Annotated in this window: 13 protein-coding genes; 2 read left to right on the forward strand and 11 right to left on the reverse strand. The window is 64.0% G+C overall.

Annotated elements, in window-relative coordinates; translation table 11 throughout:
* Positions 1 to 97: 97 nt before the first annotated feature.
* From AAIO73_RS09460 to AAIO73_RS09475, 4 genes are all read right to left on the reverse strand, one after another.
* Entirely contained in the window at positions 98 to 1,693 is a 1,596-nt protein-coding gene (locus AAIO73_RS09460) for a carboxyl transferase domain-containing protein (RefSeq protein WP_345877597.1), read from the reverse strand.
* Complete coding sequence (locus tag AAIO73_RS09465; protein ID WP_345877600.1) at positions 1,690 to 2,850, reverse strand: acyl-CoA dehydrogenase family protein; 1,161 nt, start codon at positions 2,848 to 2,850, stop codon at positions 1,690 to 1,692. Before AAIO73_RS09465 ends, AAIO73_RS09460 begins: the two co-directional genes overlap by 4 nt.
* A 95-nt stretch (positions 2,851 to 2,945) precedes the next feature.
* Positions 2,946 to 3,161, reverse strand: a complete 216-nt coding sequence (locus tag AAIO73_RS09470; RefSeq protein ID WP_345877601.1) for a hypothetical protein — start codon at positions 3,159 to 3,161, stop codon at positions 2,946 to 2,948.
* A gap of 76 nt (positions 3,162 to 3,237) precedes the next feature.
* Positions 3,238 to 4,431, reverse strand: a complete 1,194-nt coding sequence (locus AAIO73_RS09475; RefSeq protein ID WP_345877603.1) for an MBL fold metallo-hydrolase — start codon at positions 4,429 to 4,431, stop codon at positions 3,238 to 3,240.
* A gap of 94 nt (positions 4,432 to 4,525) precedes the next feature.
* Between AAIO73_RS09475 and clpB the strand changes: the two genes are divergently transcribed.
* Positions 4,526 to 7,102, forward strand: coding sequence for an ATP-dependent chaperone ClpB (gene clpB, locus AAIO73_RS09480; RefSeq protein WP_345877604.1), 2,577 nt, complete (start codon positions 4,526 to 4,528; stop codon positions 7,100 to 7,102).
* Between the two features lie 394 nt (positions 7,103 to 7,496).
* Here clpB and AAIO73_RS09485 read toward each other — a convergent pair whose 3' ends face one another.
* Entirely contained in the window at positions 7,497 to 10,409 is a 2,913-nt protein-coding gene (locus AAIO73_RS09485) for a TonB-dependent receptor domain-containing protein (RefSeq protein ID WP_526023796.1), read from the reverse strand.
* 420 nt (positions 10,410 to 10,829) lie between these two features.
* Positions 10,830 to 13,823, reverse strand: coding sequence for a TonB-dependent receptor domain-containing protein (locus AAIO73_RS09490; RefSeq protein ID WP_345877607.1), 2,994 nt, complete (start codon positions 13,821 to 13,823; stop codon positions 10,830 to 10,832).
* On the opposite strand from AAIO73_RS09490, the gene AAIO73_RS09495 reads away from it, so the two are divergent.
* Entirely contained in the window at positions 13,816 to 13,986 is a 171-nt protein-coding gene (locus AAIO73_RS09495) for a hypothetical protein (RefSeq protein WP_345877608.1), read from the forward strand. The genes AAIO73_RS09490 and AAIO73_RS09495 overlap by 8 nt on opposite strands.
* Positions 13,987 to 14,010: 24 nt before the next feature.
* Here AAIO73_RS09495 and AAIO73_RS09500 read toward each other — a convergent pair whose 3' ends face one another.
* The 5 genes from AAIO73_RS09500 to otsB all read right to left on the reverse strand — a co-directional run bounded on the left by AAIO73_RS09500 (position 14,011) and on the right by otsB (position 19,564).
* Entirely contained in the window at positions 14,011 to 14,631 is a 621-nt protein-coding gene (locus AAIO73_RS09500; RefSeq protein ID WP_345877610.1) for a MarC family protein, read from the reverse strand.
* Complete coding sequence (folD, locus tag AAIO73_RS09505; protein WP_345877611.1) at positions 14,628 to 15,503, reverse strand: bifunctional methylenetetrahydrofolate dehydrogenase/methenyltetrahydrofolate cyclohydrolase FolD; 876 nt, start codon at positions 15,501 to 15,503, stop codon at positions 14,628 to 14,630. Before folD ends, AAIO73_RS09500 begins: the two co-directional genes overlap by 4 nt.
* Before the next feature lie 151 nt (positions 15,504 to 15,654).
* The gene (locus tag AAIO73_RS09510) at positions 15,655 to 17,031 is read right to left on the reverse strand and encodes an alpha,alpha-trehalose-phosphate synthase (UDP-forming) (RefSeq protein ID WP_345877612.1); all 1,377 of its coding nucleotides are present in this window, start codon (positions 17,029 to 17,031) and stop codon (positions 15,655 to 15,657) included.
* On the reverse strand, positions 17,028 to 18,824 hold the full coding sequence (locus AAIO73_RS09515) for a glycoside hydrolase family 15 protein (protein ID WP_345877613.1): 1,797 nt from the start codon (positions 18,822 to 18,824) through the stop codon (positions 17,028 to 17,030). Before AAIO73_RS09515 ends, AAIO73_RS09510 begins: the two co-directional genes overlap by 4 nt.
* Complete coding sequence (otsB, locus tag AAIO73_RS09520; RefSeq protein WP_345877614.1) at positions 18,821 to 19,564, reverse strand: trehalose-phosphatase; 744 nt, start codon at positions 19,562 to 19,564, stop codon at positions 18,821 to 18,823. The genes AAIO73_RS09515 and otsB overlap by 4 nt, the downstream gene beginning before the upstream one ends.
* Positions 19,565 to 19,626: the final 62 nt, after the last annotated feature.

Here is a 19,626-nt window from a genome sequence, read left to right on the forward strand (position 1 = left end):
GTTACGGGCCGGTTGCGGTCATTCGGTAAGGTTCCCCAACTGGACCCCGGCCTTCGCCGGGGTACGTGCAGTGGGTGGGGGGCGGATCGCACCGGCATCACATCCGGAAGATGCCGAACTGCGCGCGGTCGGCGATCGGCGCGTTGAGCGTCGCCGACAGAGCGAGGCCGAGCACGTCGCGGGTCTGTTCGGGGAGGATCACACCATCGTCCCACAGCCGGGCGGTGGCGTAATAGGGGCTGCCCTCCGCTTCGTAGCGATCGCGGATCGGCGCCTTGAACGCCTCCGCCTCGTCCGGCGTCCAACTGTCGGCGTCGCGGTGGACGGTCGCGAGCACGCTCGCCGCCTGTTCTCCACCCATTACCGAGATGCGGCTGTTGGGCCAGGTGAACAGGAAACGCGGGCTGTAGGCCCGCCCGCACATGCCGTAATTGCCGGCACCGAAGCTGCCGCCGATCAGCACGGTCAGCTTGGGCACCTGTGCGGTGGCGACGGCGGTGACCAGCTTCGCGCCATGTTTGGCAATGCCTTCCGCCTCATATTTCCCGCCGACCATGAAGCCCGAGATATTCTGGAGGAAGAGCAACGGCGTGCGGCGCTGACAGGCGAGTTCGATGAAATGCGCGCCCTTTTGCGCGCTCTCGGAGAAGAGCACGCCATTGTTCGCGAGGATCGCGACCGGCATCCCCCAGATGCGCGCGAAGCCGCAGACCAGCGTCGTGCCGTAGAGCGGCTTGAATTCATGCAATTCCGATCCGTCGACGATGCGGCCGATCACTTCGCGCACGTCATAGGGGGCGCGGACGTCGGTCGGCACGATGCCGGCAAGGTCGGCCGCGTCGTGGAGCGGCGGTCGCGGGTCGGTGAGCGCCAGTTCGGCACGGCGCGGCGGGGGCAAGGTCGCGACGATGTCGCGGACGATCAGCAGCGCCTGCTCATCATCCTCCGCGACATGATCGACCACGCCTGATTTGCGGCCATGGGTGTCGGCGCCGCCCAGTTCCTCGGCGCTGATGACCTCGCCGGTCGCGGCCTTGACCAGTGGCGGGCCGGCTAGGAAAATCGTCCCCTGTCCGCGCACGATCACCGTTTCGTCCGACATGGCGGGGACATAGGCGCCGCCCGCCGTGCAACTGCCCAGCACGCAGGCGATCTGGGGAATGCCCTTTGCAGACATCTGCGCCTGATTGAAGAAGATGCGGCCGAAATGGTCGCGGTCGGGGAAGACTTCGGCCTGATGCGGCAGGTTCGCGCCGCCGCTGTCGACCAGATAGATGCAGGGCAGATGGTTTTCCGAAGCAATCTCCTGCGCGCGGAGATGCTTCTTGACCGTCATCGGGAAGTAGGCGCCGCCCTTCACCGTCGGGTCGTTGGCGACGATCATTACCTGTCGGCCATGGACGCGGCCGATGCCGGCGACGACCCCCGCCGCCGGGGCCTCGTCGTCATACATGCCGCCCGCCGCCAGCGCGCCGATTTCGAGGAACGGCGACCCGGCGTCGAGCAGGCGATGGATGCGGTCGCGCGGCAACAACTTGCCCCGCGCGACATGGCGTTCGCGGCTGCGCTCGGGACCGCCGAGCGCCGTGCGGGCGGTTCGCGTCCGCAGTTCGTCGGCGAGCGCTTCATTGTGCGCGGTATTGGCGGCGAAACCGTCCGATCCGCGATCGACCAGCGTCGGCAGCACCGTCATTGTGCGCGCGTCCCCTCGCCCAGCAATTCGCGACCGATCAGCATCCGGCGAACTTCGTTGGTTCCGGCACCGATGTCGAGCAGCTTCGCATCGCGATAATAGCGTTCGACCGGCCAGTCCTTCGTATAGCCCGCACCGCCCAGCGCCTGGATCGCGTCATTGGCGACCTTCACCGCATTTTCCGACGCCAGCAGGATCGCGCCCGCCGCGTCGTGGCGGGTGGTGCGGCCGGCGTCACACGCCTTCGCCACCGCATAGACATAGGCGCGGGCGGAATTGAGCGCGACCGACATGTCGGCGATCTTGCCCTGCATCAGTTGGAACGCGCCGATCGGTTTGCCGAACTGCTTGCGCTCGGCGACGTACGGCAGGACGGTGTCGAGGCACGCCTGCATCAGCCCCAACTGGATGCCCGACAGCACGACGCGTTCATAGTCGAGGCCGCTCATCAGCACGCCGACGCCACCGTTGAGCGGCCCCATGACGTTGTCGTCCGGCACGAAGCAGTCGTTGAAGACCAGTTCGGCGGTCGGCGATCCGCGCATCCCCATCTTGTCGATCTTTTGCCCGATCGAAAAACCGGCAAAGTCCTTCTCGATCAGGAAGGCGGTAATCCCCTTCGATCCCGCGTCCGGTGCGCTCTTGGCATAGACGACCAGTGTCGCGGCATAGGGGGCGTTGGTGATCCAGAATTTCGTGCCGTTCAGCCGATAGCCGCCATCGACCTTGTCGGCGCGCAGCTTCATCGAGACGACGTCGGAGCCGGCACCGGCTTCGGACATGGCGAGCGACCCGACATGTTCGCCGCTGATGAGTTTGGGGAGATATTTCGCCTTTTGCTCAGGCGATCCCCAGCGCGCGATCTGGTTGACGCACAGGTTGGAATGCGCGCCATAGGATAGGCCGACCGAGGCGGAGGCGCGGGCGACTTCTTCACAGGCGACGACGTGTTCGAGATAGCCGAGGCCTAGGCCGCCATCTTCTTCGCGTACGGTGATGCCGTGCAGGCCGAGCGCACCCATTTCGGGCCAGAGTTCCTGTGGAAAGCGATCTTCGGCATCGACGGCGGCGGCGATCGGCGCGATGCGATCGGCGGCGAAGCGCTGCGTGGTCTCGCGAATGGCATCGGCCATCTCGCCGAGCGCGAAATCGAGCATGTCTCTCTCCTATGGTCCGGTCTTTGCCGGATCGTATCTGGCGTTACCAATAGGGCGATTGTGATCGGTTGTGAACTCTTAACCGGTTTGAACGCTCACACCCCGCCCATGGCATTGCCGACGATGGCACCTGCGACGATGGAAGCGAAGGGCAACGCAAACGCCATAACAAGCTGTCTGGCACCTTGATTGAGCGTGAGACCAACGAGCAACGGCGGGATAATCATCCAGAGCGCATGCCACGGACTTGGGGGAAGGTTCAAAACGATGATGGCGTAGGTCAATAGCGCGCTCGACAACATAGTCAGCATGACTTGCGCCATCCATCTGGCGCGAACGGACCGGTTTGCGGTGTGGGTCATCCGGGCAGTCTCACCGTTTCGACACTTAGCGCAAGGCGTTGCCCGCCGGACCATCGAGACAGCGAAGCACGGCGTCCCGATCGAACGGCGGTGCGGCAGCGGCGGTCATGGGCGCGATGTCGACCGGGCGGCCGATCACTACCGCGCCGAAGCGGCGATCGGTCACCCCGGCACAGCCCTTCGCCGCGCTCAGCAATTTGGGCGGGGTCGCATAGCCTTCATAGGAGAGGCGGAACGTGCCCCAATGGATGGCGATGCCGCGCGACGCCTCTAGCCGACGGAACACATCCAGCGCGTCGACCGGTCCGATATGCGCGCCGCTCGCCATCTGTCCCGGCTGGAACCGGAACGCGCCGATCGGGATCAAAGCAAGGCGGATCGGGCCGAGCGCCCTCGCCTCCTCCACCCATGCGCCGTCGCCCATGCCGGTATCGCCCGCGAAGAACAAATTGCCGCCGGGCAGTTCGACGACGAAGGCCGACCACAAGGCGCGGTTGCGGTCGACGAACCAGCGGCTCGACCAGTGATGGTTGCGCACGACATGGACGTTGGCGCCGGCCACCCGCTGCATCTGTCGCCAGTCGAGTGCGGATGCGGGGATGCCGGCGCTACGCAGGATCGCGTCGTTGCCAAGGGCAGTGACGATCGCCGGCCGGTCGCGGTCGTAGAGCTTCCTCAGGGTAGCGAGGTCGAGATGGTCGTAATGATTGTGACTGATGACGATCAGGTCGATCTTCGGCAGGCCGGCGAGCGCGATGCCCGGTGCCACGACGCGTTTCGGACCGAAGCCGAACGGACCGGCGCGCTCTCTCCACACTGGGTCGGTCAGGATGTTCAGGCCTGGCGTCTGGATCAAGACCGATGCATGGCCGACCCATGTCACGCGCATCGGCGTCTGTGCCGGATCGAGTGCCGGCGGCGTTGCGGCGGGCAACAGTTCGGCGGGTTGCGCCGGCTGGACCGACACCTGCGCCGGCCATGGCGGGCGGCCGTCGCTGCCGGTCGCCTGTCGCCACAGAAAGCCGCTGCGGCTGCCGCCCGGCGGGGTCGAGGTGTCGTCGCCGTCGGGATTGAAGAAGCGTGCGCCGTCGAAATGGTCACCGGCGACGCCGCGATAATAGATGCGGTCGAGGAAGCGCGGCACGATCGTCACGGCAAGGCACAGGATCGCGACGATCCATATCAATGCCCAGCCGAGGATGCGGACGCCACTTGCCATCGCGCCTCCAACGCCGTGCCGTGCCAAACGATGCACGCCCCTTGTGTTGCCCTTTTACCACACCATATCGCCGGCAACATCACAGGGGAACACGATGAACCTCGAAAAATTCACCGACCGGGCACGGGGCTTTTTGCAAGCAGCGCAGACCGTGGCGATCCGCAATTCGCACCAGCGGATTACGCCGGAACATATATTGAAGGCGTTGCTCGACGACGAACAGGGCATGGCCGCCGGGCTGATCACCACGGCGGGCGGCGATGCGCGGCGGGCGATCGCCGAAACCGATGCCGCGCTTGCCAAGATGCCGTCGGTTTCGGGGTCGGGCGCGCAACAGAATCCGGGGCTCGACAATGACAGCGTCCGGCTGCTCGACCAGGCGGAGCAGATCGCGACCAAGGCGGGCGACAGCTTCGTCACCGTCGAACGCATGTTGCTGGCGCTGGCGATGTCGCAGGGGCCGGCGGGCAAGGCGCTGACCGGTGCAGGGATCACGGCGCAGAATCTTAACGCCGCGATCGACAAGCTGCGCGGCGGGCGCACCGCCGATACGGCGGGGGCGGAGGACCGCTATGATGCGCTTAAGAAATTCGCCCGCGACCTGACGGCGGCGGCGCGCGACGGCAAGCTCGACCCGGTCATCGGCCGCGACGAGGAGATCCGCCGCACGATCCAGATCCTCGCGCGCCGGACCAAGAACAATCCGGTGCTGATCGGTGAACCCGGCGTCGGCAAGACCGCGATCGCCGAGGGCCTCGCGCTGCGTATCGCCAATGGCGACGTGCCCGAGGGGCTGAAGGATCGCGCGCTGATGTCGCTCGACATGGGCTCGCTGATCGCGGGCGCGAAATATCGCGGCGAGTTCGAAGAACGGCTGAAGGGCGTGCTCGACGAGGTGAAGGCGGGCGACGGGCAGATCATCCTGTTCATCGACGAGATGCACACGCTGATCGGTGCGGGAAAGTCCGAAGGGGCGATGGATGCCGGCAATCTGCTGAAACCCGCGCTCGCGCGGGGCGAACTGCACTGCATCGGCGCGACCACGCTCGACGAGTATCGCAAGCATGTCGAAAAGGACCCTGCCCTTCAGCGGCGGTTCCAGCCGGTGTTCGTCGGTGAACCGACCGTCGAGGATACGATCAGCATCCTGCGCGGCCTGAAGGAGAAATACGAACTCCATCACGGGGTGCGGATCACCGACGGCGCATTGGTGTCGGCGGCGACGCTGTCGAACCGCTACATCACCGACCGCTTCCTGCCCGACAAGGCGATCGACCTGATGGACGAGGCCGCCAGCCGCATCCGCATGGAGGTGGAGAGCAAGCCCGAAGCGATCGAGAGCCTCGACCGCCGCATCCTGCGCATGAAGATCGAGCGCGAGGCGCTGCGCCGCGAGAGCGACGCCGCCAGCATCGACCGGCTCGACACGCTGGAGGAGGAACTGGCCAATGCCGAGCAGCAGCTCGCCGAACTGGTGACCCGCTGGCAGGGCGAGCGCGACAAGATCGCGTCCGAAGCGAAGCTCAAGGAACAGCTCGACGCCGCGCGCGTCGCGCTGGAACAGGCGCAGCGCTCGGGTGACTTGGCCCGCATGTCCGAACTGACCTATGGCACGATCCCGACGCTCGAAAAGCAGTTGCTTGAAGCGCAGGCAAATGCGGGCGGCGCGATGCTGCGCGAGGAAGTGACCGCCGACGATATCGCCGGCGTGGTCAGCCGCTGGACCGGGGTGCCGGTCGACCGGATGCTGGAGGGCGAGCGCGAGAAGCTGCTCAACATGGAGGATGCACTCGGCAAGCGGGTCATCGGCCAGAGTGAGGCGGTGCGTGCCGTCGCCACTGCCGTGCGCCGTTCGCGTGCCGGCCTGCAGGACCCGAACCGGCCGCTGGGCAGCTTCCTCTTCCTCGGGCCGACGGGCGTGGGCAAGACCGAGCTAACCAAGGCGCTCGCCGAATTCCTGTTCGACGATCCCAACGCCATGGTCCGCATCGACATGAGCGAGTTCATGGAAAAGCACGCGGTCGCGCGGCTGATCGGTGCGCCGCCGGGCTATGTCGGCTATGAGGAAGGCGGCAAGCTGACCGAGGCCGTCCGCCGCCGCCCCTATCAGGTCGTGCTGTTCGACGAGGTGGAGAAGGCGCATGGCGACGTCTTCAACATCCTGTTGCAGGTGCTCGACGACGGGCGACTGACGGATGGACAGGGGCGCACGGTCGATTTCTCGAACACGATCGTGATCCTGACGTCGAACCTCGGTTCGCAATATCTGACCAACCTGCCCGATGGCGCAGGCGTCGAAACGGTCGAGCCGCAGGTGATGGACGTCGTCCGCGCGCATTTCCGCCCGGAATTCCTTAACCGACTGGACGAGATCATCCTGTTCCACCGGCTGGCAGCGGATCATATGGCGCCGATCGTCGACATCCAGGTCGGCCGCGTTGGCCGCCTGCTCGCGGAGCGCAAGGTGAAGGTCGAGCTGACCGACGCCGCCCGCGCGTGGCTGGGCCGTGTCGGCTACGACCCGGTCTATGGCGCACGGCCATTGAAGCGCGCGGTTCAGCGATATCTACAAGATCCGCTGGCCGACCTGATCCTTCGCGGGAGCGTGAAGGATGGATCGACCGTGCGGGTCGATGAGGGGGATGGGGCGCTGGCGTTGAGCGTGGGGTGACGACAACTGCGCTCGTCACCCTAGCCAAAGCGCTATTGGTTTTGCGTGACGAGCGCGGGTAGCATTGAGCGTCCCAGCTCTTGCCCCTGACGCGCGACCTGGTCCCACTGTTTGGCAGTAAGACAGACCTTCTTTCCACGGACGTTTGAACCGGTGTCCAAAGTCCGCTTGCAGATCAGCTTCGGCGTAGTCGCTACCGGCGATGACGGTGAAGTTGCCTGTTGACCGGGGAGTCCGACAAGCAGGGTAGTTAGGAAGATCAGCATCAACATTCCCTCCTATCGCAAGACTGCGACACTGTAATGCGAACTGTAACCTGTACCAACGAGAAAAAAGGGGACGGGATCAAGTCCCGCCCCCTCTTAGCAACGTTCAAACGGTGCGGACCTAGGTATCAGAAGCGCAACCGAACGCTGGCAGCGAAACGGCGACCCAAGGCGTCATAGGTCGACGGATAGACGTTCCCGCTGTTGAAGGCGGTAGAACCGATCGATGCACCGACCACCTTCGGCTGGTTGTCGAACAGGTTCAGTGCGGAGATCGTGAAGTCGAAGTTATCGGTCACGCCGAACCGCGTCGTCAGGTCGAAATAATGCTCGGCTCCGATACGACGGAATTCCTCCAGCGGCCCGCCGCCGTTGGCGATGTCGTCGGCAAGTGCCGCCGGCTCATACGAGACGGCATCGATATACCGCCACAGCAGGGAGATGTCGGCAGCACCGATCGTCAACGTCGTCCGCTGATTGAAGCTGAACTCCGGTTGGATCGACAGGCAGTTGACACTGTAATAGCCGACGCACTCCCGATTGATCGACGTCGGGGTCGCTTGGAACCTGTTGCTGTTGGTCCAGTTACCAATGAACGACAATGCCAAAGCACCGAACCCAAGCTTCTGCCGGTAGTTTAGCGAAACGTCGATGCCGTCGGTCTTGATTCGACCCAGGTTCGAAAGCGGGAGGGCCAAACCGGTTGCTTCACCGTTCAGGCTGCCGTCGATCGGGTCGCGACCGATCGCACGACAACCAGCCGACGTAGCGGCCTGTAGCGGCGAGTAGCAGCTCGCGAAAACGTCACCGATCGTCGGCGACGTGATCGCGTCCTGCACCGCGATGTTGTAATAGTCGACGCTGGCGTTGAAGCCAGGCAGGAATTCGGGCTGCAACACGGCGCCGATCGTCCACGTCGTCGCCTTTTCGACGTTGAGGTTCGGGTTACCGCCGGTCGAAACGTTAACCTGACCCGCGGAAGGCAGCGGGATCGTGCCGATCAGCTGCTGAGCGCGAGCGGCGGTTGCGCCGCCAGCGACGATCTGCGCGGCGCAGACCTGACCCAAGGCGGAGCCGGCCGTGACGCCGGTTCCGGCGCAAGGATCGGAAGCCGAGTTGTCGAGTCCGATAACCGACGGCGCGAACAGTTCGCCGATGTTCGGCGCACGAGCCGCCTTCTGATAATTCCCGCGAATGCGGATTGCCTGTACAGGCTCCCACGTACCGCCAGCTTTCCAGGTCCAGTTGGTTCCTGCCGTGGAGTAGGACGATACACGACCACCCGCTTCCACCGTCAGGCTGTGAAAGAACGGACGCTCCGCAACAAGCGGGACGATCAGTTCCGCGAAGCCTTCCTTCACGTTATACTGGCCTGCCACATCAGGAGATGCCGCACCGTTGCCGAGCACTTCGTTCGGTCGCTGCGTCAGTTCGTCCGATACTACTGCCGCCGTGTACTTGCGATACTCAGCGCCGATCGCGAACGAGATAGCGTCCGTTGCGAACGGGCTGCTGAAGCCGAAATCGCCACTTAGGACGCCGCGGGCCTGCGCCAATGAGGTCTTGGTTGTCGTGCCATTCGTCACGCCCAACAGGAAGCCTAGCTGATCAGGAGTGATCGTACCGGCTGCGCCAAACAAATTGATAGGGACGCAACCGTTGCTGTTGTCGAGACAGGTCGCCGTGTTCGTTGCCAGTGCCGCCTGCCGCAGACGCGTACGCGTACCGTTCCCGCTCTGACGTTGCGCGTTCTCGCTTTCGCCATATCCGCCCGAAATATCGAACTGGACGTTGCTGCTAATGTCGCCGCGCACGCCGAAGCGGTAGTCGAACAGCGTGGTCGTGTAGGTCGACAAGCGCGGACCCGCTTCGACGAAGCGACGCGATACGTTGCTCGTAAAGGTGCGGTAGTTCGGATCGGTCGTCGAGGTCGCGAGGGCGGCAGCATCACACTGCGCTGCGGTCAGACCGTTAGCAGCGCAGATCTGACCGCGCGCCGCCGCTGGCAGATACGGGTTCGAATACGGGATAGTCAGCGAGTTGCCAAACGTACCCGAAGAAGCGATTACGGTCTGCACAGTGTTCTTCGAGAACAGTCCGCGACCGTATACTTCGATATTGTCGGTAACTTCATAATGCGCCGCGCCGAACATGTTGTAACGCTCGAACGGCGTCTGGAAGATGTTCTGCGGGTTGAAGTTGAAGAGCGCGTACGTCGGAACGAGACGACCGGTTTGCGGGTCAATTTGTTGGTTGGTGCCGAGGCCGAGGCCGGTGAAACGGCCCGGGACGGTCGTTCCGGAACCGCCCTGTGCACCGGTGTACGAATCGACGTTGAACTCGGAAAAGTCGCGATCGCCCTGATAAACCGGGTCCGCCTTTTGATACCCCATGCTGAACACGGCGTTGCCGCGCCCGTCATCGAAGTTCGCGCCGAGGGTCAGATCGCCGCGGAACACGTTGCCGTCGCCACGTTCGGTTATCTGCTCGCTGACGGTCGCTTCCATCCCCGAGAAATCACGCCGGGTGATAAAGTTGATAACGCCGGATACCGCGTCTGCACCATAGGTGGTCGATGCCCCGCCCGTGAGGATGTCGGTCCGCTCCAGCAGGGCAAGCGGAATATTGTTCAGGTCGGTGATGCCGCCAAGACCAGCAGGTGCGATGCGCGATCCATCGAGCAGCACGAGGTTGCGATTGGCGCCGAGACCGCGCAAGTCCACGAACGACGCGCCGCCGTTGCCGTTATTCACGGCCGAACCAATGCTGGGAACCACGCCCGGCAATTCGCGCAAGAACTGTTCGGCGACGTTGGTCTGCCGAAGTTCCAGTTCTTCCGAACTAACCGAATTGACCGGAGATGATTGCACCAGATTGGGATTGCGGATGAGCGACCCGGTAACGACGATATCCTCGGCGGGTGCCTCCTGCGGCGCTGGCCCGGAAACCACCCCCGTCGTCGCGTCCTGTGCTATAGCCGAGGTCGAGAAACCGACCATCAGCGTCGAGGCGAGCAACGCAGTCCGTACATTAAGCTTCATATTTGCCCCTATCCTATTGGCGCTCGTAAACGTTGCGCAACAATTGGAGCGTAATGGGTGCACGAGTTTCGACGCAATCAGGCGAAAGTTCGCCCGACGCTAAATCGTTCGACCGTGGTTTTTCGGTAACAGTCGCAACAAACCTTCTCATATGCGCCGGACATCGATCTAAATCACTGTAAAAAAGTGTCTTTATTTAAATACATAGATAAGCATTTAAAATGCTAGCAGATCAAATTGTTGTTCATCGATATATTCAAAATGGCAACTTTTAGTGGTTTGCTGTTGCACTTCAGTAAATCAGATCCACTGTTTTACGCCGCCAGGCTGAACCAGAATCGAAGCGTCAATGCACTGCGGACAACGAAGAAGGGCGGCTCCTTCCGGAACCGCCCTTTGGTTTTTCCGATAGCGGAGCGACTAGAAGCCGAACTTCGCACCCGCACGGAAGCTGCGACCGAAGATGCCGTTGCCGCCCTGCACCGGGTTGTACAAGTGGGCGCCATAGGTGACCGGATCGATCGGCGGCAGGCGATCGAACACGTTCAGCGCGTTGACGTAGAAGGTGACGTTGTCGTTCACGTTGAAGCTGACGTTCAGGTCGGCGGTCAGATAGCTCTTCACACGGCAGTCAACATAGCCAGGGTTGAGCGAGCAGTCGCCGTAATCGCCGCCCTGGTCTTCCGCCGACAGGTCATAGCCCGACACGTAGTTGACGGTCCCCGTCACGTCGACCTTGTCGAACGAGAAGGTGTTCGACCAGTTGCCGCGCCAGCGGAACGTGCCGTTGCCCGCCGTCAGGTTGAAGTTGCCGAGCGTGTCGACATAGGTTTCCTTGCTGCCGTCCGGGAACGTCGTGCTCAGCTCAATCAGCCAGCTGACGTTGGCGGCGGTGCGCCACTGGAAGCCGCCGAAGTCGACGCGGCCGGTCAGACCGAAGTCGATACCTTCCGAAAAGATCGTGTCAGAGTTGATGAGCTGCGATTCGACGAAACCGATGCGCGGACGGCCGTTCTGAAGATTGACGTCGGGCGCGTCCGGAATGACGTTGAACCCGGCCGGGATCGGCTGACCCGCATAGTAAGCGGCGATCGCGGCAGCGTTCGACGGCGACGTGATCGCGCCGGTCTTCTTGATATTGAAGTAATCGGCGGTGAAGGTGAAGTTCGGCACCGGCGAGAACTGGATACCGGCGGTGTAGCTCCGCGACTTTTCCGGCTGCAGGTTCGGCGAGGCGAGCGTGGTCGACCCGATCGAATAGCTGGTCAGATAGGCTGGGCAAGCGGTAGCGGCGGTTTCGTTATCGGCGCATGCCGCGCCATATTGCGCACGGAAGCTGGCCGGCACGTTAGTGATCGACTGCGTGACGTAACCGGTCGTCGGCAAAGCATTGGCTTCGGCGAAGCTCGGGATACGGAAGCCGCGCGACCAGGTACCGCGCACCGACAGTTGCCGGATCGGGGTAAAGCGTGCGCCGACCTTCGGCGAGAAGTTGCTCTGTCCGCTAGAATAATGGTCGTAGCGGCCCGACACGTTCACATCGAGCTGATCGAAGACCGGCGCCTGGATTTCGGCGAAGGCCGAGCTGACGGTACGGTTGCCCTCGGTACCGAAAGCGTTGATCGTGAAGTAACGCTGCGACGGGCCGTTGGTGTCGGGGTTGGCGCTGGGTGCGTTGACCGCTTCGTAGAAGATCGAGCCGCCGACGCCGAGCTGGACCGCACCGCCGGGCAGATTGAACAGTTCCTTCGAGAAGGTTACCTGCGTCTGGTACAGATCCGACGAGGTGTCGGTGATGTTGACCGGGGTCAGATAGTCTCGAACCGCCTGGGTGTTCTGACCCGGATTGACGAAGTTGTACGAACCGTCGGCGATGACGTTCAGCAGGTTCTGGATATAGACATAGCCATCCTGCAGACGACGCAAGTCGGTGTGCATCGCGGTAGCGCTAAAGTTATAGTCGATATCGTCGAAGATCGTGCCGTTCAGGCCGAACGCCGCACGGTACACGCGGCTGCGCGTCTCGTTATAGGTGCGTTCCTGATTGCGCCCGAGGATCTGCGCGGTCTGGCCCGACGCGGCGAACGGGTTGTTCGGGTTGAGCGTGCCGTTGGCCGCGGTGCAGTTCACGCGCGCGGCGCAGACATAGACCGGCAGGGTCAGGATCGCCGAACCCGGCGCGAAGGTTGCGGCACCCGACGAGGTCGAGAATTGCGGGAACAGGATGCCGGTCGGGGCATTGCCGCGGATCACCCCGGTCAGGCCGTAATAGCTCGACCGCGTCTGCTGGAAATTGACCGACAGATACGCTTCCGACGTATCGCCGACCTTCGCGGTGAAGCGGGCCGAACCGCCGAAGCGTTCAATGTCCGGGGTCACGTTACCGTAATTGTAGGTAAGGTCTTCCTGACAGACGTTCGAAACCGGCAGCGTTCCGTTGACAAGGTCTCCATTCGAGTTGGTCCGCGTCAGATCCGCCTGGGTCGGCGTGACCGAAGGACCCGCATAGCAGCCGGCCGTCGGGTTCAGGATCTGATAGCGACCGGTCGTGCCCGGGCGGACGTAGAAGGTGCTGCCGACGTTGAAACCGTTGATTTCACCGGCGGCATTCTGACCGTTCAGGATGCCGTTCGGGCCGCCGATGCTCCGCTGGTCGTCGGTCGTGAAGATGCCGCGCAGGTCCTTGTTGGCGACGCCTTCGCTGCGGAAATAGAAGCCGCTGATATAGGCGTTGTAACCTTGCTCATCGAGATCGCCGGTGCCGGCGGTCAGCGTCAGGCGCTGATTGGCGGCGACGCCGTCTTCCGAAATGCCGGCCTCGACCCGGCCGCCAATGCCCTTGAACGAACGCTTGGTGATGATGTTGACCACGCCCGCGATCGCGTCGGCGCCGTAGCTTGACGAGGCGCCATCGCGCAGCACGTCGACGCGCTCCACGATATCGTCAGGAATGGTGTTCAGATCGACGAAGTTGCGCGAACCATCATCGGCAAGCGGATAATAGGCGGCGCGCAGACCGTCGAACAGGACCAGCGTCGAGCTGGTCGACAGGCCGCGCAGCGACACGGCCGACGCACCACCGGCGAACGCGCCATTGGCGGTGAACGAGTTGGTCAGCGCCGGGCCGTTGTTCGACGACAGCAACTGGATTGCGTCCTGCACCGTGTTGATGCCGCGCGCGTCGAGATTTTCGGTGGTGAGCGTCGTGACCGGCGAGATTCCGCTATCGGTGCCGCGCAGAATCGATCCGGTGACGATGATGTCCTGCGACGTATCGTCGGCCGGGGTCGCAGGCACGGGCACGGTGGTGCCGGCCGGCGCGACTTCCTGCGCCGATACCGGCACAGCGAACAGACCGGCGCTGGCCGCGGCAAGCGCGGACAAAGCGGTTCCGCGGCGCAACGACGTGCGCATCGAGAAAGCAATCATGGAAGCAGCAATCCCCTTTAACCCTGGCGGGCGTTCCAAGCAGTCGGGCCGCGCGTTGGGCGGCTCGAACGGTGGCAAGTATCCGTCGATACAAGAGGATTTGCAAATACAGGCGACCGTATTATTAAAAATTACCTGTCAGCTGTAACCAATCAGCAACACTTTGGAACGGTTACAGAAAGCTTGCGCGCAACCCGTCGATTACGAATTGCGCCGCCAGTGCCGCCAACAGGACGCCAAGCAGCCGGGTAATCACAGCCTCGATCCGCGCGCCAAGCAGCTTCATCAGCGGTCCCGCCGCCAGCAACGCGATCAGCGTCAGCAGCAGGATCGACGCCAGCGCACCCAGCACCACCGCCCGCGCGCTCCAGTCGCCTACCTGGCTCATCAGCAGCATCACCGATGCGATCGAACCCGGCCCGGCGATCATCGGCATCGCCATCGGGAAGGTCGACACGTCCTCGACCTCATGCGTCTCGATGATCTTCTGTGCGCGATCCTCGCGGCGCTGGGTGCGTTTCTCGAACACCATCTCCAGCGCGATCAGGAACAGCATGATGCCGCCGGCGATGCGGAAACTGTCGAGGCTGATCCCCAGCGCCTTCAGCAGCGCCTGCCCGAACAGGGCGAAGACGAGGAGGATGGCGGTGGCGATGATGACCGCGCGGATGGCCATCGACCGGCGCTGCACGTCCGACGCCCCGGTGGTCAGCCCGGCATAGATCGGCGCGCAGCCGGGCGGATCGATCACCACGAAGAAGGTGATGAGCGACGAGACGAATAGTTCGATCACAGCGCGCTGTCGTCGAACGGCAATCCTTCGCGCCGATGCGCCGCGACCAGCGCGTTGCGCAACAGGCAGGCAATAGTCATCGGTCCGACCCCGCCCGGTACCGGGGTGATCGCGCCGGCGACCGACAGGGCGGACGCGAAGTCGACATCGCCGACCAGCCCGTCATCGGTGCGGTTGATGCCCACGTCGATCACGGTCGCGCCGGGCTTTAGCCATTCGCCCTTGACGAAGTTCGCCCGCCCGACCGCCGCAACGACGATGTCGGCGCGCGCGACATAGCTGGGCAGGTCCTGGGTTCGCGAATGGGCAATGGTGACGGTGCAGCTCTCAGCGGTCAGCAGCGCCGCCATCGGCTTACCGACGATGTTCGACCGGCCGACGACCACCGCGTCCTTGCCCGACAGGTCGCCCAGTTCGTCGCGCAGCAGCAACAGGCAGCCATAGGGGGTGCAGGGCACCATGCCGGGCAGACCGGTCGCCAGCCGTCCGGCATTGACCGGGTGGAAACCGTCGACATCCTTGTCCGGATCGATGGTCAGCAGCACCGCGTCGCTGTCGAGATGCCGGGGCAGCGGCAATTGCACGAGGATGCCGTCGACCGCGGGATCGGCGTTCAGCCGTTCGACCAGCGCGATCAGTTCCTCCTGCGACACATCGGCCGACAGTCGATGTTCGAAGCTGGCCATGCCGGCCTCCCGGGTCGCCTTTCCCTTCGACCGCACATACACCGCCGAGGCGGCATCCTCGCCGACCAGCACCACGGCAAGGCCGGCGGGACGGCCGGCGGTTTCGGCGAAGGTCGCGGCATGGGTGGCGAGGCGCGCGCGCAGATTCGCGGCGAAGGCTTTTCCGTCGATGATCCGGGCTGTCATGCCGCCGTGCATAATGGGTGGCGGCGGGGTTCGCCACCCCTTGGATCGACATCTGCGTTCGTCGCGGCAGCGTTCGGCTTCGCGTCGTCGAAAAAGGGAAAAGCTGGCCCCCGGATCGACGGATGGCGGCGCGTCGGACCAGCCGCTTTCCCTAATTCGTCTCCGCCGTCAGCGCGTCGATGAACCGCTTGCGCCACCAGATGACGTCCTCGTCGACGACATTGTCGATCATCGCCTGCCACCGTTCGATCCGTTCGGCACGCGGCATGCGCAGCGCCTTGTCGATCGCGTCGGCCATGTCCTCCGCGCTGTAGGGATTCACCATCAGCGCGCCGCACGACAGTTGCTGCGCGGCGCCGGCGAAACGCGACAGCACCAATACGCCGGGATCGCGCGGGTCCTGCGCCGCGACATATTCCTTGGCGACCAGGTTCATGCCGTCGCGCAATGGGGTCACCAGCCCGATCCGCGCCGCGCGGTAGATGCCAGCCAGCACCTCGCGCGGATAGCCCTTGTTCACATAGCGGATCGGGACCCAGTCGGTATCGGCATAGGCGCCGTTGATCCGCCCCGATAGCTGTTCGAGCGTGTTGCGGATGTCACGATAGGTCTGCACCGCGGTGCGCGACGGCGGTGCGATCTGAAGCAGATAGACCAGGGCCCGCCGGTCGGGATGGTTCTGCAGGAAGCGTTCGTACCCGGCGAAGCGCTCCGGCAACCCCTTCGAATAATCCAGCCGGTCGACCCCGACGATCAGGCTGCGCCCGACCGCGCTTTCGAGCTGGTTGAGCTGGGCCGCGCGCGCGACCGGACCTGCCGCGCCGGCCATGAAGTCCTTCGCCTCGATCCCGATCGGGCAGCTGATCGCGGTGATCGTGCGCCCGCCGACGGTGACCCGGTTGCCGTCGATCGTCCCGTCCATCTCTTCGCGGACATAGTTGAAGAAGCTGTCGAGCCATTCCTCGTTCTGGAACCCTACCACGTCATAGGCGAACAGCGCCTCGACCATGCGGCGGTGATCGGGCAGCGCGGTCAGCAACCGGCGTGGCGGCCACGGAATGTGCAGGAAGAAGCCGATACGGTTGGTGATGCCCTGCTGCCGCAGCACCCAGCCCAAGGGAATCATGTGATAGTCATGGACCCAGATCAGGTCGTCGGGTTCGATATGCGGGCCGATCCGCTCGCCGAACACACGGTTTACGCGCTCATAGCCACCCTGAAAATCACGTTCGAACTCGGTCAGGTCGAGGCGATAGTGGAAGAGCGGCCACAAGGTGCGGTTGGCGTAACCGTCATAATATTCCTCGACGTCCTGCTCGCTCAGATCCATCACCGCGCTGGTGACGCCGCCATAGGTCTGAAACCGGAGCTCGCGATTGTCGCTGGTCTCGCCCGACCAGCCGAACCAGATACCGTCCTCTTCCGCCAGCGCGGCGTTCAGCGCGACGGCCAGCCCGCCCTGCGCCCCGCCGCCGGTGCCGGGCTGGGGAGCCTGCACCCGGTTCGAGATGACGATCAATCGACTCATCGTACGACATTCCATGACTTGCTCAGCAGGACGGCGGAATTGATCATGCCGACCAGCGAGTAGGTTTGGGGATAATTGCCCCATAGTTCCCCGGTTTCGGGGTCGATATCCTCCGACAACAGCCCGGCGGGCGTGCAGCGCGACAGCATCTCTTCCAGCAACTCGCGCGCATCCTCGTCGCGGCCGGTCGCGTGCAGCGCCTCGATCAGCCAGAAGGTGCAGACGTTGAACGCGGTGTGCGGCAGGCCGAAATCATCCTCGATCGCATAGCGCAGCATGTGGCTGCCCCGGCGCAGCCCCTTTTCGACCGCATCGAGCGTGCCGATGAAGCGTGGGTCGTCGGGGTCGAGGAAGCGCAGGTCGAGCAGCTGGATGATGCTGGCGTCGAGATCGTCGCCGCCGAAGGTCGCCGACATTCGGTTGGTCTCGGGTCGCCACGCCTCGCGTTCGATCTTCGTCCGCATCGCGGTCGCCCGGTCGCGCCAGAAGGTCTCGCGCTCGGTCAACCCTAGCGTGCCGGCGACATTGGCGAGCCGGTCGCACGCCGCCCAGCACATCGCGGCACTGTACGTGTGGACATGGCTCTTGGTGCGCAATTCCCACAGGCCGGCATCGGGCTTGTCATAGGCGGCCCAGGCGCGTTCGCCGATCGGCTCCAGCGCCTCGAAATCGGCCTGCTTGCCGACGCGGAACAGCCGCTGGTCGAAGAATCCCTGCGCATTGGACAGGATGATCTGCCCGTACGCGTCGTGCTGGACCTGTTCATAGGCCTGGTTGCCGACGCGGACCGGCCCCATGCCGCGATACCCGTCCAGCCCCTCGGCCTCGCGCTCGACCAGCGTCGCTTCGCCACCGACGCCGTAGAGCGGCTGGATCTGGCCGTCGGCGGCATTGTCGACGATGTTGCGCAGATATTCGAGATACCCCTCCAGCACGTCGAGCGCGCCGAGCCGGTTCAGCGCCTGCACCGTATAATAGGCATCGCGGATCCAGCAGTAGCGATAGTCCCAGTTGCGTCCCGAATTCGCATGTTCGGGAATCGAGGTGGTCAGCGCGGCGACGATCGCGCCGGTTTCCTCATGCTGGCACAGCTTCAGCGTGATCGCGCTGCGGATCACCGCCTGCTGCCATTCGACCGGGGTGGCGAGACCCCGGACCCAATGGCGCCATTCGTCGATGGTGTTCTTCAGCATCCGCTCGACCGACGCTGGCAGTTCGTCCGAGAAACTCTCGTCCGGCCCGAGGAAGAAATGCAGCGTGCGTTCGACACGGAACAGCCGCTCGTCCTCGATCCAGCCGACCGGTGCGCTGGTCGACAGGCGGATCGTCTCACCGTCGAGCAGGTAGCGGATATGGTTCGACCCGCGCGTCCGCTCCGCCTGCGCACTGCCCCAGTCGACCGAGGGGCGCAGGCGCACACGGATGCGCGGGCTTCCCGCCAGCGGGCGCACGATCCGGCAGAAGGCGACGGGGCGGTACATGCGGTCATGCCGCTTGAAGCGCGGGCAAAAGTCGACGACCTCGATCGCATTGCCCTGCGCATCGACATGGCGCGTGACCAGCACCGGCGTGTTGCGGATATAGGTCTGCTGCGTATCGACGCAGCCGTCGAGGTCGATCTCCCAGAAACCGAACGCCCCGTCCGATCCGCGCCGCCGGTCGTCAAGCAGCGACGAGAACGCCGGATCGCCATCGACGCGTGGCAGGCACCCCCATACGAAGCGTCCGTTGCGGTCGACCAGCGCCGACACCTGACAATTGCCGATCGGCCAAAGGTCCATCGTCGCGGTCATGCATGCGTCTCCAGCCAGCCCAGAAAGGATGCGACATCGTCGAGGCGATAGGTCGCAGCGGTATCGCGCGTCGGTCCGATCAATATGCCGGCGCCGCCATGATGCGCCGCAACGACCATGCCCGGTTCGTCGGTCAGGTCGTCGCCGACGAAGATCGGCGGATGCCCCGCAAAGGGCGCGGACTCGCACAGCGTCGCGATTGCCGTCCCCTTGTCATGACCGTCCATGCGCAATTCGATCATCATCTTGCCGGCCTGCGTCGTCAGCCCGTCGCGCTGGGCGAAGGCATCGACGAGGGCGTGCGCCTCCTGCTCGACCTCGGGAGCGCCGCGATAATGGATCGCGACCCCCAATGTCTTGATCTCGATCACGATCCGCGGATCGTCACCGAACCGGTCCTTGAACGCGCGCTCGGCTGCGTTCAGACTCGCCGGGCGATCGGGCAGGAGGGTGGTGCCGCCGGCAGGGCGAATTTCGGCGCCGTGGCTTCCAACCACCGCGTAGTCGGCGATCGTCTGCCCCAAAAAACCGTCAATCTGCTCGACCGACCGACCGCTGACGATCGCGACCCGTCCGCCCAGCCGTTGCGCCAGCCGGTGCAACAGCATGCGCAGATCGTCGCCGACGACCACGCCATCGGGACGGTCGGCCAGTTCGACCAGCGTGCCGTCGAAATCGAGGAACAGGCCGGCATCGTCGAGCAGGCCGGCGGGCGGAGGGGGAAGGTCTTGGTACGCCATCGTGCCGATGAACGCCGGGTGCCAGTGAATCGTTTCGCAGGTGCAGTGTATTTTGGCACGGA

The sequence above is a fragment of the Sphingomonas epibiotica genome (assembly GCF_039615155.1).
Taxonomy (GTDB): Bacteria; Pseudomonadota; Alphaproteobacteria; order Sphingomonadales; family Sphingomonadaceae; genus Sphingomonas.

What these genes read in the sequence shown, in the direction of transcription:
- AAIO73_RS09460 (WP_345877597.1), bottom strand. Translation starts at nt 1,693, where the DNA reads ATGACGGTGCTGCCGACGCTGGTCGATCGCGGATCGGACGGTTTCGCC.
- AAIO73_RS09465 (WP_345877600.1), bottom strand. Translation starts at nt 2,850, where the DNA reads ATGCTCGATTTCGCGCTCGGCGAGATGGCCGATGCCATTCGCGAGACC.
- AAIO73_RS09470 (WP_345877601.1), bottom strand. Translation starts at nt 3,161, where the DNA reads ATGCTGACTATGTTGTCGAGCGCGCTATTGACCTACGCCATCATCGTT.
- AAIO73_RS09475 (WP_345877603.1), bottom strand. Translation starts at nt 4,431, where the DNA reads ATGGCAAGTGGCGTCCGCATCCTCGGCTGGGCATTGATATGGATCGTC.
- clpB (WP_345877604.1), top strand. Translation starts at nt 4,526, where the DNA reads ATGAACCTCGAAAAATTCACCGACCGGGCACGGGGCTTTTTGCAAGCA.
- AAIO73_RS09485 (WP_526023796.1), bottom strand. Translation starts at nt 10,409, where the DNA reads ATGAAGCTTAATGTACGGACTGCGTTGCTCGCCTCGACGCTGATGGTC.
- AAIO73_RS09490 (WP_345877607.1), bottom strand. Translation starts at nt 13,823, where the DNA reads ATGCGCACGTCGTTGCGCCGCGGAACCGCTTTGTCCGCGCTTGCCGCG.
- folD (WP_345877611.1), bottom strand. Translation starts at nt 15,503, where the DNA reads ATGACAGCCCGGATCATCGACGGAAAAGCCTTCGCCGCGAATCTGCGC.
- AAIO73_RS09510 (WP_345877612.1), bottom strand. Translation starts at nt 17,031, where the DNA reads ATGAGTCGATTGATCGTCATCTCGAACCGGGTGCAGGCTCCCCAGCCC.
- AAIO73_RS09515 (WP_345877613.1), bottom strand. Translation starts at nt 18,824, where the DNA reads ATGACCGCGACGATGGACCTTTGGCCGATCGGCAATTGTCAGGTGTCG.
- otsB (WP_345877614.1), bottom strand. Translation starts at nt 19,564, where the DNA reads ATGGCGTACCAAGACCTTCCCCCTCCGCCCGCCGGCCTGCTCGACGAT.